The organism is Ancylomarina subtilis, from assembly GCF_004217115.1.
Taxonomy (GTDB): Bacteria; Bacteroidota; Bacteroidia; order Bacteroidales; family Marinifilaceae; genus Ancylomarina; species Ancylomarina subtilis.
Genome location: NZ_SHKN01000002.1, coordinates 502,077 through 519,437, shown reverse-complemented (window position 1 = coordinate 519,437; position 17,361 = coordinate 502,077). Strand labels below are relative to the sequence as shown.

Sequence of the window (17,361 nt, the reverse complement as noted above, 5' to 3'; positions counted from 1 at the left end):
AAACAAAATCAGGATCATTTCCTCATCGATATTCCAATTCCTATCAATAAAAAAAAGAATCATGCTTACTATAGAAGATAAAATAAAAAAATTTGAAACCCTTAGTAAAACAGCCGAACTGGGTGGTGGAGAAGAACGAATTGCAAAACACCATGCCGGTGGCAAAAAAACGGCACGCGAAAGAATTTTAGATCTGATGGACCCCGATACCTTTACCGAAATCGACAAAATGGTGACGCACCGTTCCAGTGATTTTGGTATGGAAAAAAATAAGATCCTGGGAGATGGAGTGGTCTCGGGTTACGGTAAGATTGATGGTCGACTGTGCTATGTTTTTGCACAGGACTTTACTGTGTTTGGAGGGTCACTCAGCAGCGCAAATGCAGACAAAATCGTAAAAGTCACCAAACTTGCCATGAAGATGGGTGCACCCATTATCGGTCTAAACGATTCAGGTGGAGCACGTATTCAGGAAGGGGTTCAATCTCTTGCTGGCTATGCTGATATTTTCTACCAAAATGTTCGTGGTTCCGGAGTAATCCCACAGATTTCTGCCATTATGGGACCTTGCGCCGGTGGTGCCGTTTACTCCCCTGCCCTTACCGATTTTATTATGATGGTGAAAGATACGTCCTATATGTTTGTAACGGGTCCCGATGTGATTAAAACAGTAACTCACGAAGAAGTGACCAAAGACGAATTAGGTGGTGCCATTACACACAACTCAAAATCAGGTGTGGCCCATTTGGTTGCTGATGACGATGAGCAAGCCATGATGATGCTACGGGAATTAATGACCTTTCTGCCATCGAATAATATGGAAGATCCACCAGTGAAACCCTGTACGGACAACATTCATCGTGAAGATGAAAAGTTGCAACAGATCGTTCCGGCCGATCCCAACAAACCATATAATATCAAAGACATTATCGAAACGGTGGTCGATGATAAGAACTTCTTTGAATTAATGCCTCTTTATGCACAAAACATCACCACTGGTTTTGCTCGTTTGGGTGGACAGCCTGTAGGTATTGTGGCTAATAACCCTGCGTTTTTAGCGGGTGTTCTGGATATCAATTCGTCAACGAAAGCCGCTCGTTTTGTTCGCTTTTGCGATGCCTTTAATATTCCACTGGTTACTTTTGTTGATGTACCTGGGTTCCTACCCGGAACCGAACAGGAATATGGCGGAATTATCAAACATGGCGCAAAACTATTGTACGCTTTTGCCGAAGCCACTGTACCTAAAATCACACTCATTACCCGTAAAGCTTATGGCGGGGCTTACGATGTGATGGCTTCCAAGCACATCGGTGCCGATATCAATTACGCTTTCCCAACAGGTGAAATTGCTGTAATGGGTGCCGAAGGTGCAGTGAATATCATGACTAAAAACCTAAGTGATGAAGAAAGAGCTGCGGCAATCGAGGATTATCGGGATAAGTTTGCCAATCCGTATAAGGCAGCGGAAATGGGTTATATCGATGAAGTGATTCAACCTAAGCAATCACGTTACAAGTTGATACAAGCTCTAGAAATGTGTCGCAATAAGAGCGAACAAAATCCTCCAAAAAAACATGGAAATATTCCTTTATAGAATATTGATTGCATAGATAAAGGCTACTGAATTCAATATTCAGTAGCCTTTATTATTTCATTACAATTTACTCTATGGCAAAATTTCTTTATGAAGCGTTACCTCAAACTCTTTAACATGAAGCGGTTTGCCCCCATTAAAAAATTGAGTGATATAAGGCATCGCGCAATGGGCATCAAAGGTCTTCTGATCAAACCATTTCTCGATGAAAGTAATTCGATTTTCATCCTCAATACACTGATTCAATTCGTAACGAATACATCCCCCCTCTTGGAGCGTAACAGGAATCAAAGCATGAAGATTTTTAATCAACGCATTCACTTCTCCTGGTACTGCAATAAACTTCGCTATACAAACCAATTGGCTTTCATTTTTTCTAATATCCATATCTATAATATTCTAAACTTGATTGCTATTACTTCAATTTATTCTGCTGACGACGAGCCATCACCACTAAAATATAGCCGATTATAACGGGGCCATAAGCAGCAAACAGGAACTTCCCTAAAACCAATAGCTTAAAATAGACAGCAAAGGTCAATCCCCCACCTATCAGCATCAAGGCATAACCAATCAGTCGTATATCTTTAGGTTTCATTTTACCTGAATTTTGAACACCTTCCAATACTCTGGCATCAATCTCTGCTATAATATTTTTGATTTGAGCATCGTCAAGATCTTTAGCTCTCAACTCTTTCTTAATTTCTGAGAAATCCATTCCCGATTTTTTCTTCTCAAAATAATAATCAACCAGTTCTTTAGTTTGACTCATTGTATTCATTTTTAAAGTTCAATAAAGGCCATTTCCCTTCCTGAGTACGCCGTACCATAAATAGAAGAACCTAAAAATAAGTTTTTATTTGGGATTTCAGAAACTTACCAAAGGTATTACTCACCCCCATACCATTTGTTGTGATGATATCTGTAAATAAGAATAGAGGTAAAAAAGAAGAGAAGTTCTAAAACAGGGCATTTTATGTGGCGGGATTCATCCACAGTTGGGATATAATCAACCTAAGAGTAATCTGAATCATTTATGAGAGAATAAAACCAACCTAATTATTCCATAAAATATCACCGTCAAAAAACACCACTCAATTCATGGTTATAATCATGAATACCTGTACATTTAATCTATTAGAATCAAGTTGTAATTATTTTTACGGGTCGTACATCCAATTGCTAAAATAAAGGGATATAAAAAAACAGCACGACTTGTACTCACCCCAAAGTTAAATTAGATCGTTTTGTATCTAACAAAACAATCTAAGCTATTGAAAATAAACTGGGAAATGATTAAAAAATTTATCCTTATAATATCACTATTCCTTTCTTTTTCTTCTTCCGCTCAGGAAGGATATAAATTAAAGAAGGTTGATTTTAAGGGAAATAATCAAATAAAATCAAGCGAACTGGAAAACGTTACTTCTTTGGAAGCAAAGAATGTGTTTGACAAATTACAGTTCTGGAAAAAGTCCCCTACCTACCAGGAAGAATTAGCCGTTAAAGATTTAGAAAACCTTCATAAAATATATCAATCACAAGGTTATATAAACGTTAAGATAAAAGATAGCCTTGTTGTTGACGAGAAAAAGATGAGTGTGCGCGTCTATTTTATAATAAGAGAGAATTCACCTACACGAATTAAATCCTTCGTCTGGGAAATAGAGAAATCGGACAGTTTTGAAGAAAAAAATATCCTGAAGATATTACCCAAACAGAAACTTGCAAAAACGAATGACATATTTACTGATAAGGCTATATACAATTTAATGGAACGTACCCAAAACTCATTAAAGAATCAAGGATATGTGTATGCCCAAACCAAAGCTATATTTAAAATAGATACCATAAATAAAACAGTGGATGTCAAACTTAAGGTTTCGCAAGGAGATAAGTATGTGAACGGAAAAATTAGTTTTGAAGGACTGAAACAGGTTTCGGAAAAACTTCTTTCGAAAAGAATAAATTTAAAACAAGGAGATGTGTTTTCAGCAGAAAAGCTTAACGAGGCTCAAAGTCGTGCTTTTAATATGCAGCTATTTAAATACATTACAATCAGCCCCGAGAAAGATTCCACACAAACTCATATTATCGACTATAAAGTTAAACTGGAAGAATTGAACAAATGGGACCTAAACCTGGGGCTTGGATATGGTACTGAGGATAGGGTCAGAGCTCAAATATTGCTAACAAAAAGAGCTTTTTTAGGAGGAATCAGGCAATTAAATCTGGGAATTAAAACCTCCTATTTCGAGCCTATAAATACGTATCTTAAATTTCGACAACCCAATATATTTGCCGACAAAGTCGATTTTATTTGGAATCCTTACTACAGTAAAGAACGAGAACGAAGCTATAATGTTGAACGACTGGGCGCCAACTTTACTCTTGAAAAAAAGCTGAATAAAAAAGCATCAACTTTCTTAACTTATAATATTGAATCGTCAGATGTGACTAAAACTATTGAAAGTAGTGATTCAAATTCTGAAATTACCGAAGGTGTTAATAAAAAGTCAGGTCTTATATGGGGTTACCAATATCGGAATGTTGACAATTATTTTAGCCCGACAAGCGGATGGTATGCTCAAAGTTTAACCAGTTATAATGGATTGGGCGTTAAGACGGAACACCCATATTTTAAACTTCTATTGGATGGAAGAACTTATCAACCTCTTTGGAGGAGGTGGGTTTTTGCTGGCCGATTACGCATGGGCTATATCGCATCGACCAATAACACGACTTTAACGCCCATTGAAGACCGTTTCCTTTTGGGAGGAGGAAATTCGATAAGGGGCTACCAAAGAAATTCGATAAGTGCCAATACCGATAAAAATTCTGAAACCGTTGGTGGTAACAGCATGTTAGAGATGAGTGTCGAAGCTCGATTCCCTATTTACAATGCTTTGGAGGGCGTTTTACTGGGAGATGCAGGAAATGTTTGGGCTAAATCGGGGCAATATCGTTTAAACGATCTTAAATATGGTTTTGGCATAGGTTTACGTTACAATACACCCATTGGTCCTCTTCGCATGGATGTTGCGGCACCTGTATGGGATACTTTTAAAATGCAGTTATATATCACTTTTGGTCATGCTTTCTAAGCATGGGATATTGAAAAAATACAACAGCAAATTTATGAAGAAAAGAAAAATCGCATTCATCTCTTGTTGTCTGATTTTATTCCTAATTGGCATCCTATTGCTTTATACCCAAAGCAACAGTTTTAGAAATAATCTGAAAAGAACCATAGAGCAGTATGCTAGTCAGGCAATACACGGCAGTTTAAATATAGCCTCCCTGGAGGGGAATATTTTTACGGGCATAGAACTGCACAAACTTGAGGTGAAAGATAGCATGAACAATCGTGTTATCTATCTTCATCATCTTAAAGCAGAGTGGAACCTGAAAGCACTAATCCATAAAACACTCCTACTAAAAGCGATCGAAATCGATTCGTTAAATCTATATATTGCTGAAGAAAAAGATCACTCTCTTTCTATTCAAAACCTCATAAAACAAGATAACAAGGATAAGGATAAGGATAAGCCAGATAAATCTTTCCCCCTAAAGATTGATCTAAGAAAATTTGAACTGGAACGCAGTACAGTTTTTTTAAACTTTCCCGATTCAACTAAAATCCCTAAAACCATAGCTTTCAATGGCCGGATATCGGCAAGAATAAGCTCTGACAGCAGCAATATAAAACTGCAAAGCTTCAATTTGAAATGTAAAAACCCCAATTTTGAAGTGCTTAGTTTTACAACAGATATCCTATTTAGCCCTACTCTATTTAAACTTGATAAGCTAGAGCTTAAAACCTCAAGATCATCCTTATCAGCTAATGCAGAAATTCCTCTCAACACGATTTTAGAAGGAAAAATAGATGCTCAGTTCAGCCCCATTGCTCTAGAAGAGTTTCAACCCTTTATCGATCAAAAAATACAGGGGTCTCCAGAAATAAAACTAAACATCCATAATGAGAATCAAGAATCAAATTTCGATATTAGAATTAAAGAACAATCTCAAAATATAAGAATAAAAGGCAATATTACGAGCTTAAATCACGATGCCAGCTATCAAGCTCAGTTGGATAGCAAACAATTTAATCTGGGATATTGGCTTGCCAATAACAATTTACAAACAAACATAAACGGACAACTGTTTATTAAAGGCCAAAATCTCAGTCCTAAAGACAGTCAGTTTACGATTCATTCTCAATTTAAAGGAAGCCAAATGGATCACTACCCTTTAGACTCAATGAACCTATCTGTTAACAAGCAAGGTGATTCCCTTTCTGTAAAAACAAACGTTTCAAGTTTGTTGGGTCAGTTTAACATGAAAGCAAAAGTCACAAATCTTTTCGATCGTATGGCCTATCAGCTAAGCTCCGACTTGAAGCGAGTGGATATCGGACGTATCATCCAACAAAAAAAATTACACACAAATATAAATGCTCACATAAACCTTAAAGGTGTTGGACGTGAGCCTCAGAAAATGGAAAGTCAGCTAGCCCTGAAAATAGCCCCCTCACACATTAATGGTTTTAAAATAAACGAAGCTGAGCTACTGGGGCATATTTCACAGGGGGAATACAATATAGATACACTTCTTCTTAAAAGTAATGACATTGATATTGAAGCCGGTGGCAAAGGAAATATAAATAAGAAACACAGATGGCTGTATAAAGTTCAGCTTAAATCCTTAAATTCTCTATCGTCCTTTGTTAGGCTTCCTGATATAAATGGAACAGGACAAATTGAGGGTAATATATCGGGCAAACAGGATAGCTTACTACTGTATTCGAAACTTCATTTATCAAAATTTCATTATGATACTTTAAAACTAGAAAGCCTTAGTGGAGAAGCCCATTTATCACTTATAAAAGAAATATTAAACGGCAGCTCTGATTTGGAGATCGATGAAATAGAAGTGGGTAAAAACCTAGCTATAAGTCATTTTAAAAGCAAACAAACCATTAAAAACAACGTACTCAACGGCATTTATAAAATACAATCAGGCGATTCTATTGAACTCAATACACATCTGCGTGTCTGCAAAAAGGACAGTATACTTGTTCAAGTATCGCAATTTTCACTCAACGCATTCTCTCAACACTGGAAAAACGAAAAAGATACTGCTCAATTTATTTTTAAGCCCCATGAACTAAAATTTACCAATGTCAATTTCGTTTCAAAAGATCAATATATCCGACTCAATGGGATTTATTCTTTTAGGGGAAAAGAAGATTTGAAACTCGAACTTTCGAACATACAACTCGCCCGTATTCCTGAACTAAATCGACTTATTCCCTACCCTTTATCCGGAGAAATAAATGGAAATATGATACTAAAAGGGCATGCGTCAGAGCCAGAAATAACGAGCCAATTATCTCTTGTAAAAGGACTCATAGGTACATTTAGCCTCGATTCGCTTTATTTTAAATTCGACTACAAAAAGGAACAACTCAAACACGAAGGGATTTTAATTAGAAACAACACGACTCTTTTAAAAACTGAAGCTTACTTACCTGTTCACCTTTCACTAACAGACTCGATATATCTTATTACTGCCGAAAAAGAAAACTATTTACGTCTTAAAACAACGGATCTTGATTTATCGCAGTTTACCGAACTGATAACAGACGAGGGGCAAAAAATGGGAGGAAAACTAAATACCGAAATTGAAGCCAAAATGGAGCATCATAAAATCGATTTTAAGGGCGATTTCAATTTAAGCGAGGGCCTTTTCGAAATGCAAAAGCATGGTATTAATTACGAAAATATAAATCTGTCCTTTTCGCTAAATAAGGATGAACTGAATTTGGACTCACTCTATATAGCCTCAGGAGATAAGGGGGATCTGTTAATAAAAGGGAAAGCTAAATTACCTGAAAATATGAGTGATGTGATACACGACATCAACTTTCAACTGAAGGCTAATAACTTTACAGCCCTCAAATCGTACTATGCTCAGCTAATTTTTAATGCCGATGCCCAACTGACCGGAAGTATTAAAAAACCTGTTATTTCGGGAGGTTTAACCCTTGTGCGAAGCAAAATTAATATCGACCCTTTTATCGAAAACACTTCTGTTAAAGCACTCGACACACCTCTATTAATCGCTGCATTAGAAGAAGACGCAAACATGAAACTTAAGGCTGCCAGCAGCAAAAAAACGGTCGATTCGTTAATTCTTATTCATAATCATTTTTTTAAGAACCTCCGTGGCGAATTTAATATCGATATTCCTAAAAACACGTGGATTAATGGGGCTAACATGCAACTCGAATTATCGGGTCTTATAAAGATGATCAAAACAAAAGATGAACCCCAATTTTTCGGCAACATATCATTAGTCAGAGGATCCGTAGAAATATCCGGACGGAAATTCAAAGTAAGCAAAGGAGATATTAATCTTAGAGGAGGATCTGAGATTGACCCTAATATCGATATTGTGATGAATTATAAATTCAGAGATGTCAATAGAAACACAAAATCACTGGAACTTAAAATAAGCGGAACATTAAAAAATCCAACATTCGCCTTTAGCTTAAACAATGAATATATTGAAGAAAAAGATGCAATTGCCTACCTCCTATTTGGGAAAAAAATGGATGAATTGGCCAGTAGTGAGCAGGGGCAGATATCGAGTCAAAACAATCAGGCAAAATCGCTGATATACTCACAAGTATCAAACCTTTTTCAGAAATTAATCGCCAAAAGTATAGGTCTGGATACAATAGAAATAAGTGGCGAAGATAACTGGGAAACCGGAGCCGTAACCTTTGGTAAATACATTACCAATGATTTATATATGAGCTACTCTCAACTATTTTCTATCGATAGTGAAAACAAGCAGTTGGTGCCTTACCGATTGATTATTGAATATCATATCATTCGTTCTCTACTTTTGCAAGCATCCAACGAGGGGAATAAATCGGGCTTCGATTTGCTTTGGAAAATTAAACTTTAATGTTGCTACTGGTCATAGAGTCAATTCTAAGCCTGATGTTCAATTTTGAATCTGGGCAAGTAAAGTATTGAAAATACTAGTCAATATATTGTTCATCCAACAAAATAAACAAGAGTCTGGAAATAATTAAAGATTGTTTTTTTTTACTTTTATGAGCTTAAAATATTGACATGAACAAAAGAAAAAAAAGATATCATACTCGCAAAATTTTAATAACCACCGCAATATTCGCAAGTAGTATACCTATACTATTTTCAGCATTAAGCCCAACAAACAAAGGTAAAACCGAAGCCCAGGTCTCTGTTCCGGTACTTTCAAAAAATGAAAATAGAGCACTGCGCCGTTATAATAATAATTATCATCTAAAGCTTGCACAAGCAAAAGGTTTGGAAAAGCCTTTGGTTTCAAAAGACGAATATAAGACAAGCCCCAAAGAGTTTGGGCGCCGTTATGATCTCGACAAAATAACCGATAACAAATACTATGAAATACCCCATTTAACAAATTCACTTCCTTACCTGCAAGAACCAGCAGTCGAGTTTTTAGACCTTCTTGGCGAAGCGTTTTGTGACCAACTCGAAGAATTGGGCATTAGAAAATATCGGTTTTCTGTAACATCAATATTGAGGACCATCGAAGATCAAAAATCGCTGCGCAAAAAAAACGTAAACGCTACGCCAAATAATTCATCACATTATTATGGTAGGACCTTTGATATTTCGCAAACTCGTTTTTTTGAGAGAGGTAACAGTAAACCTGTTTATACATACCGCCTTAGAAATATATTGCTTCGCGTATTAATTAAGTTGCAGACTGAAGGTAAATGTTACGTTCTGCTTGAGGGGCAAACCAAATGCATTCATGTAACGGTAAGATAATTCTACGGGTGTTGGCTTTTAAAGAAACAGTTATAGAATGCAAGTAACCCATATATTTTTTAAGCTTTAAATATGAAAAGAATACAAACAATAAATAATGGGGTCCTTAATTTGAGAATTTGTTTTTTCTCAAAATATCAATAGTATCACAGACCTCTCACACGATGCCGTCTGTAATAAAAAAAGCTTTGCAAATCAACGATTTACAAAGCTTTCTGTGCCCAGATCGGGACTCGAACCCGAACGACCATAAGGCCACCAGCCCCTCAAGCTGGCGCGTCTACCAATTCCGCCACCTGGGCTTGTTGCGATAGCAAAAGTAATAAATATGTTCCATTAAAAAAGGGATAAAGTCTGCAAATCGAATTAAAGTTTCTCAAAAAATCGATCAGAAACTGATTTTCAAAGCCTAAGCTCAAATATGCTTTCAAGGCTTTTTATATCTTTGTGCCACATTATAATTTATTCAATATGTCAGAAAGAACACAAGACTATAGCTACCTCGATCAAATAGCCCTTCAAAAAGAGAAATGGAATGAACTGAATAAATCTGAATTACAGGTGATGTGCTTCAGAACCTTTCTGCTTTACGGGCAATCGCAAAACAAAAACATGATACTCACCATTTTCGAAATGTATGAGTTTCTGTCCACACAAACCACCACCACTGAGCGCACAAAAATGCTAACCGCTTTAAGTGCCAATATCAGAAAGAAACAGCCCAAGTCGATTATGGCCCTTTTCCCTTTCATTCAAGTTGAAGAGGATGCCAATATCATTCGTACGGCTAGCCAATTCTTTGTTAACCTATCTATCATATCGAATAAGGAAGCCGTTTCGGGAACTAAAATTCTCTTGGAATTGATAAAAAATGACCTAAACGATGCCCACTCTGCCTATATTTTACTCGGTCTATTGGACATGGATAACGATAAGGTAAATGCTCAGGTGAGTTTAATCTATTCGGAATTGGGTAGCGAAGTCAAAACAATTCTTCATAACAATGGTGTAAAGATTTAAAGAATTTATTCTCGTTTTTGTATTCTACAAGTACTGCTCATAGAACTCTCGGCACTCGTCTTGCTCTTTCGGACTTCTTCCTTCTAAAAATTGAATTCTATAAAGAAGGCATCTTTCTTCGTGAGTCAATTTCCTATCCGTATTATAGGAATTCACATGCTCACTTTTAATCTTTTTAACACTTTCAATTACATTCGAATCACTTTGTTTTACAAGCCATTCAATTAATTCTAATTTTTCGGATTGTTGATTCATCTTGTCAAATTTGATTAGGTTTTGGACTCTGCATATTGCACTACAGTATTGATTAGCACCTACAAGTTAGGCCTTTATGTCATAAAATAATAATATAATCACGCTTTTTTTCTTTAATAATCAAACCCAAACCAATCCCTTACAACCAATTTAGAATTAGAAATACGACAAAAAAATAGCGACTCCCGAGGGAATCGCTATTGATATTATCACTATAAATAAGAATTAGTTTGAAGGAACATTCACTAGAATATCCAACAAGTGTTTCCAAAACTTATCGACAGTTTCAATATTGATTCTCTCGTCTGGTGAATGCACATCACGTAAAGTTGGTCCAAAAGAAATCATATCCATATTTGGGTATTTCTCAAGGAACAAACCACATTCCAAACCAGCATGAATAGAACGAGCAATTGGCTCAACATTGAACAAACGCTCATAAGAAGCCACTGCCACTTTTAATATCTCTGAATTTGGATTTGGTGCCCAACCCGGGTAACCGTCAGTATGCTCAATTTCAGCACCAGCCATTGTAAAGGCAACACCCACATTTTGTGCAATATTGTATTTCTCACTATCCACGTCGCTACGCTGCGAAGTTGTGATGAAAATTTTATCACCTTCAATAAATTTAACAGAAGCTAAGTTGTTTGAAGTCTCAACCATACCCGGCATACGAGAACTCATTGAAAAGACACCATGAGGACAAGCATAAAGCGCATCAAACAAGTTATTCGATGTTTTCTTATCACAAACAAAAGCTGGCATATCAGTAGACTCCAAACTGATTTTCAGTTTAGGTTCTGCAATAGACCAAACATTTTCCATTTCAGCTGCATAAAGATTCAAATCAACACGAATTTGCTCTTTAAACTGAGAAGGGATAGCTACTACTGCTGAAGCTTCACGAGGAATCGCATTACGCAAGTTTCCTCCGGCGAAATCAGCCAGGCGAACATCGTATTTCTTGTTAATCTCCCAAAGGAAACGGTTCAAAATCTTATTGGAGTTTCCACGATTCTTATTAATCTCGTCACCTGAGTGACCACCTTGCAAACCACTTACATCCAAACGAACAGCAAAATAACCTGCAGGCACATCTTCTTTAGTGTACGACATCGTTGCCAATGTATCGATACCACCCGCACAACCTAAGAAAATTTCCCCCTCATCTTCTGAGTCAAGATTCAATAGAATATCGCCGCTGACAAAACCGGGTTGCAAAGCAAAAGCTCCTGACAATCCTGTTTCCTCATCAACAGTAAACAAACATTCTATAGGACCATGCTCAATATCAGTAGAAGTTAATAAAGCCATTTCAGCTGCCATACCAATACCATCATCAGCGCCAAGCGTCGTCCCCTTAGCTTTCACCCACTCGCCATCTATCCAGGGAATAATAGGATCGGTATCGAAATTATGCTCGGTTGCAGAATTTTTCTCACAAACCATATCCATATGCGACTGCAAAACTACGGTCTTAAGATTTTCCTTACCCGGTGTAGCCGGCTTTTTGATTAGGACATTACCAATCTCATCGCGCTTGGTTTCAAGATTGTGTTTCTTACCAAAATCCATAAGGAATTCAATAATTTTATCTTCTCTTTTCGATGGACGAGGAACCTGACAAATGGCCTCGAAATGTTCCCAAATAACTTTAGGTTCTAATCCGTTTAGTATGCTCATTATTATTTTTTTTAGTTGAATCAACAATTGAGTCAATTGTTAATCCAATACGTGTTAGTATTTTCAATTTTAATAGATCCAAAGGTAACAAAAGCTGACAAAAAATATTAATCTTCAATCTGATTCCACTGTATTTTCTTAATGTATCGAAAACTTAAATACTGAAGTCCCAACATAAAAGGCAGGGCGAATAATACCCCGTAATCGATAAAAGTCAATCCCCAGTGAATTGCTCCCAAAAGACCAGCCGAAAGCATAATTAAAATGCCCTTAATAAAAGTTGAACCCGAATCCTGTGATAACTTCTCTTTTGAAAATGGCAGCGCTTTACTCTGACTGGCAGTTATAAACACCGAAATAACAATAATGGAAATTAAAGAGTAAAAAATATCCGGCAAAATCTTATAAGACCAGAAATAGACTATCAAACTACCAATAAGAAGATGCAGAGGCATAAAATATTTGCTCAGTATAGCTTTAATCGAACCCGCAATAATGTCTCCAGGACGTGCTACCGGCAAAGCTTTGTAAAACCAACTTGATTTGGGTTCATCGCTATAGATAATATTGATACAGGCTGAAAAAGCTGCAATAACATTCAAATACAAAAAGGCCAAATAAAGTTTTGTCTCAATCAGATTATCCCATTTTGCCTCACCATGTTTACCCAAAACTGTCACCGCAATCATGACAAAAACATAACCAAAAGCCGGAAATACCGTTTGCTTGTATTTTCGGTCTCTCCCACTCATTTTCCATATCATCTTAAATGCCGTTTTCTCCGCAATATTACGCGTCAACAATTCGCCTAGTTTATCAACAAACTTGACCGATTCCCCTTTTTGAATCGTTCTTTTTTCAGGCTTAGAAGACGTTGCCTCCATCTGACTCAAGCGATAATTAAATTTTGGAGACAGATATTTAACGATGAGCCAAAGTCCCAGAATTGGGGCGAATAAAGCCAAGGCTAAAAACAAAATATTCCCTGGACCAAAAACCGATGTGGTAAAACTGGCTATCGAACCTGCAAACCAGGCCGGAGGGATCAAATAAGTCCACCACTCCACTGCCATCTGAGCATTATAAAGATCATTCATTTCAATCAAGCGCGGCAAAAGCTGATAGGCTCCCATAAAAATGATTGCCATCCCAATTTGAAAATACACCAAAATATCTTTTAACTTCTCACCACTAACCAGTCGCATCAATCCCAAATAAAACAAACAGGTGAGAAAAAGAGTAAACAAAGTCGAAAGAAATATCAGAAACAAAAAGAGCAATGCCACCGCAAAGCCATAATTAAATACAGTGAACACGGCAGAAGCTATGGACAAGGACAAACTTAACTGTAAAAGATAAATTGCAATATGCAAGATTTTAGCCACTGTTAAAGTCCTGTTATTTATGGGACGAGGCAGAAGAATCGCATTATCCCGTGTATCAATCAAGACGACTGAAAATTCAGAAATCATCATCAAGGCAATCATAGACATGATGACTAAGAAAACATATACATAAGCCGTGAAGGTATGATTTACCGAATTGATTAATGTCCCGACAAAAATACCCAACACAGCATAAACAAAAGTCTGTAATAATAGCTGATTACTCGAATCTTTCTTTTTGGCTGAAGTCGAAAATCCCCGACGATTGCCCATGGTGAGTTTCACCCAAAGTATAGACTCCAGTTGTTTGTAATCCACGCCCATTAAACGGAATAAACCTCTAAATAAACGGACTATCCTGATAATAAAATTAACCATAGTTTAATTCTCGAATACGTTAATAATCTCGTTTGCTGTTTCGCTGTGTCCTGAATTACCGGTTAGTTTGGTAAATAAATTTTCTAATGACTCATTGTCAGACTCCGAATTCAAATCTGCATAACTTCCGTCAGCCAGCACAACACCATTATCAATCAGAATGATTCGATCTGATATTTTCTCAACCACATCCATAATATGTGAACTGTAGAAAATGGTTTTCCCCTCTTTTGCCAATTGCTGTAAAACGCGTTTCACAATAATCACTGCATTGGCATCCAATCCTGACAAGGGTTCATCCATAAAGATGATGTCGGGGTTATGAATCAAACCGGAAATGATGAGAATCTTCTGTTTCATCCCTTTGGAGAAACTGTTCATACGTTCGTTGGCATGTGACTTCATTTCAAACAAATCCAGAAGACGTGCAATCTTAACTTGAATATCCCCAACTTTCATCCCATGAAGCTCGCCAACAAATTGCAAATATTCACTCGGGGTTAGAGTATCATAAAGAGCCGCATTTTCAGGGATATAACCAATACGTTTTTTAATGTCAATATCCTGAGTGCGCAAGTCCATTCCCAAAACTTTAATCTCCCCTTCAAAGTCGGTGAGTATACCACAAAGAATCTTCACGGTAGTTGATTTACCAGCTCCATTGGGACCAATATAACCGATAATTTGCCCCGATTGAATGTCAATATTGACACCTTTTAAGACCTTATTTACAGAAGCTCCATTCTTGTAGGATTTATGTAGATTTCGTATTGATATGACTGTATTATTTTCCATTTCCTTGTTTTTTTTGATAAATGAGGTTTAAATCTACAATAAAAACTCAAACCCTTATAATGTTAAATGAGAATTTATCACCCCAATGACAAGTCAGACGCATCATTCCGGAATGAATTCCCGTTCTGTCATTTTTTCTCAAATAAAGAAAGGCAAGTTTTCCTGTTTTATGTCGTTTTGTCAGCAACATCATCATGGCACAGGCTTTGATCAAAGCTGATCGTTAATTTTAATATAACAATCAAAAAATTTAAGCATATGTCAACAGGAAAAATTGGTGTTACCAGTCAGGATCTGTTCCCGATCATTAAAAAGTTCTTATACTCAGATCACGATATCTTTTTACGTGAAATCGTTTCGAATGCAGTTGATGCAACTCAAAAACTAAAAACTTTAGCTTCAACAGGTGAATTTAAAGGTGAACTTGGAGAGCTTACCGTTGATGTAAAAATTGATAAAGAAGCCAAAACCCTTACCATTTCAGATCGTGGTATTGGTTTGACTAAGGAAGAAGTTGAGAAATACATCAACCAAATTGCCTTTTCAGGTGCTGAAGAGTTCATGGATAAATATAAAGATCAAGCCAATGCCATTATCGGGCACTTTGGTTTAGGTTTTTACTCATCATTCATGGTATCTGATAAGGTTGAAATTCTTTCTCTTTCTCACAAAGAAGGTGCTCAGGCTGTGAGATGGAGCTGTGAAGGAAATCCGGAATACACCCTTGTAGAGGCTGAAAAAGCTGATCGCGGTACGGATATCATCATGCACATTTCGGATGAAGAAAAAGGATTTTTGGAAGAAGGTCGTATTCAGGAACTTTTAAATAAGTACTGTAAATTCTTACCTATCGAAATCACTTTTGGAAAGAAAAAAGAGTGGAAAGATGGCAAGCAAGTTGAAACTGAAGAAGCAAATGTTGTAAACGACACAAAACCAGCCTGGACAAAGAAACCAGCTGATTTGACCGAGGAAAACTACAAAGACTTCTACCGCCAGCTTTACCCAATGGGAGAAGAACCATTGTTCCACATTCATTTGAATGTTGACTACCCATTCAACCTGACGGGTATTCTTTATTTCCCAAAAATTAAAAACTCAGTTGAAATTCAAAAGAACAAGATTCAATTGTACTGTAACCAGGTATATGTGACCGATTCAGTAGAAGGTATTGTTCCTGAATTCCTAACACTTCTTCATGGTGTAATCGACTCTCCGGATATTCCATTGAATGTTTCTCGTTCGTACCTGCAAAGTGATGGTAACGTGAAGAAAATCTCGAACCATATCACTAAGAAAGTTGCTGACAGCTTGTTCGACATCTTCAAGAAAGATCGTGAAGACTTCGAAAACAAATGGGATGACTTGAGAATTTTCGTTCAGTATGGTATGTTGACTGAAGAGAAATTCTACGATCGTGCCAAAAAATTCATGTTGCTTAAGAACACCGATGGTAAGTACTTCACAACTGAAGAATACGAAACAATCGTTAAGGAAAATCAGACGGACAAGGACGGTAATATGATTTGCCTGTATGCAACCAATGCTGAAGAGCAATACACCTATATTGATCTTGCAAAAGCGAAAGGTTACGATGTTCTATTGATGGATAGTCAGTTAGACAATCACCTAATCAATACTCTTGAGCAGAAAAACACAACAACTAAATACGTACGTGTTGACTCTGACGTTGTTGAGAAGTTGATTCAGAAAGATGAAGTGAAAACGTCAAGCCTTAGCGAAGAGCAAAAGAACGATTTGATTCCTGTATTCAACTCACAATTGCCAAACGAAAAAGTTAACTATATTGTGACTTTTGAAGCTCTTGGAGCCGAGGCACAACCATTAATGATTACTCAGGCTGAGTTCATGCGTCGTATGAAAGATATGGCTGCTATGAATCCAGGAATGGCTATGTATGGCGAGATGCCGGATTCATACAACCTGGTTGTGAATACTGATCATGCGCTAATCGAAAAAATTCTTGAAAGCAAAGACGCCGAACTAAGTGAGAAAATTGCGGAGATCTCAGCTAAATTGACTCCGGTAATTGCCGAAAGAGAAGCTCTTGAAGCCCTTAAAAAGGACAAAAAAGAAGATGAAGTTCCTCAGGAGGAAAAAGATAAAATGACTGAGGTACAGAAACAAATTACGGATATCAATGCAGAACGCGCAGCCCTGCTAACAGGTTTTGGTAAGGATAATCAAATCGTTAAACAATTGATCGACCTTGCCCTACTGGCTAACAACATGCTTAAAGGTGAAGAGTTGGCTAAGTTTGTGAAGCGTAGCATTAACCTAATTAAATAGTCTGTTCGAATATAATTCGAATTCAGTTCAAGATAGAAAGCCACAACCTTTGGGAATGTGGCTTTCTTAATTTTTATTTAAA

At 37.0% G+C, this 17,361-nt stretch carries 12 protein-coding genes and 1 tRNA gene; 6 read left to right on the top strand and 7 right to left on the bottom strand.

Annotation, left to right across the window (positions count from 1 at the left end; translation table 11 throughout):
• Nucleotides 1–61 precede the first annotated feature (61 nt).
• Nucleotides 62–1,597 carry an acyl-CoA carboxylase subunit beta gene (locus tag EV201_RS13135; RefSeq protein WP_130308089.1) on the top strand — a complete coding sequence of 512 codons (1,536 nt, stop codon included), beginning with the start codon at nucleotides 62–64 and terminating at the stop codon, nucleotides 1,595–1,597.
• Between the two features lie 72 nt (nucleotides 1,598–1,669).
• Here EV201_RS13135 and EV201_RS13130 read toward each other — a convergent pair whose 3' ends face one another.
• On the bottom strand, nucleotides 1,670–1,984 hold the full coding sequence (locus tag EV201_RS13130) for a putative quinol monooxygenase (RefSeq protein ID WP_130308088.1): 315 nt from the start codon (nucleotides 1,982–1,984) through the stop codon (nucleotides 1,670–1,672).
• 28 nt (nucleotides 1,985–2,012) lie between these two features.
• On the bottom strand, nucleotides 2,013–2,369 hold the full coding sequence (locus EV201_RS13125; RefSeq protein WP_130308087.1) for a hypothetical protein: 357 nt from the start codon (nucleotides 2,367–2,369) through the stop codon (nucleotides 2,013–2,015).
• A 520-nt stretch (nucleotides 2,370–2,889) separates the two neighbouring features.
• Here EV201_RS13125 and EV201_RS13120 point away from each other — a divergent pair.
• The 3 genes from EV201_RS13120 (at nucleotide 2,890) to EV201_RS13110 (ending at nucleotide 9,450) form a co-directional block, all read left to right on the top strand.
• Nucleotides 2,890–4,701: a BamA/OMP85 family outer membrane protein gene (locus EV201_RS13120; RefSeq protein ID WP_130308086.1), complete on the top strand. Its 1,812-nt coding sequence runs from the start codon at nucleotides 2,890–2,892 to the stop codon at nucleotides 4,699–4,701.
• Nucleotides 4,702–4,735: 34 nt separating this feature from the next.
• On the top strand, nucleotides 4,736–8,572 hold the full coding sequence (locus EV201_RS13115) for a translocation/assembly module TamB domain-containing protein (RefSeq protein ID WP_165389655.1): 3,837 nt from the start codon (nucleotides 4,736–4,738) through the stop codon (nucleotides 8,570–8,572).
• Nucleotides 8,573–8,742: 170 nt separating this feature from the next.
• A complete protein-coding gene (locus tag EV201_RS13110; protein ID WP_130308084.1) occupies nucleotides 8,743–9,450 on the top strand; it encodes a DUF5715 family protein in 708 nt (235 codons plus the stop codon).
• A gap of 218 nt (nucleotides 9,451–9,668) precedes the next feature.
• Here the strand turns inward: EV201_RS13110 and EV201_RS13105 are convergent.
• Nucleotides 9,669–9,752: transfer RNA gene (locus EV201_RS13105), tRNA-Leu, on the bottom strand.
• 169 nt (nucleotides 9,753–9,921) lie between these two features.
• On the opposite strand from EV201_RS13105, the gene EV201_RS13100 reads away from it, so the two are divergent.
• Nucleotides 9,922–10,470 (top strand): hypothetical protein, encoded by a 549-nt coding sequence (locus EV201_RS13100; RefSeq protein WP_130308083.1) that lies wholly within the window; start codon nucleotides 9,922–9,924, stop codon nucleotides 10,468–10,470.
• A gap of 24 nt (nucleotides 10,471–10,494) precedes the next feature.
• On the opposite strand, the gene EV201_RS13095 is transcribed toward EV201_RS13100, so the two are convergent.
• From EV201_RS13095 to EV201_RS13080, 4 genes are all read right to left on the bottom strand, one after another.
• Nucleotides 10,495–10,725, bottom strand: a complete 231-nt coding sequence (locus tag EV201_RS13095) for a hypothetical protein (protein ID WP_130308082.1) — start codon at nucleotides 10,723–10,725, stop codon at nucleotides 10,495–10,497.
• Nucleotides 10,726–10,950: 225 nt separating this feature from the next.
• Nucleotides 10,951–12,411 (bottom strand): aminoacyl-histidine dipeptidase, encoded by a 1,461-nt coding sequence (locus EV201_RS13090; protein ID WP_130308081.1) that lies wholly within the window; start codon nucleotides 12,409–12,411, stop codon nucleotides 10,951–10,953.
• A 107-nt stretch (nucleotides 12,412–12,518) separates the two neighbouring features.
• Entirely contained in the window at nucleotides 12,519–14,174 is a 1,656-nt protein-coding gene (locus tag EV201_RS13085; protein WP_130308080.1) for a hypothetical protein, read from the bottom strand.
• A gap of 3 nt (nucleotides 14,175–14,177) precedes the next feature.
• Nucleotides 14,178–14,969 (bottom strand): ABC transporter ATP-binding protein, encoded by a 792-nt coding sequence (locus tag EV201_RS13080; protein ID WP_130308079.1) that lies wholly within the window; start codon nucleotides 14,967–14,969, stop codon nucleotides 14,178–14,180.
• Between the two features lie 258 nt (nucleotides 14,970–15,227).
• Here EV201_RS13080 and htpG point away from each other — a divergent pair, with 258 nt between their 5' ends.
• Nucleotides 15,228–17,279 (top strand): molecular chaperone HtpG, encoded by a 2,052-nt coding sequence (htpG, locus tag EV201_RS13075; protein WP_130308078.1) that lies wholly within the window; start codon nucleotides 15,228–15,230, stop codon nucleotides 17,277–17,279.
• Nucleotides 17,280–17,361 lie beyond the last annotated feature (82 nt).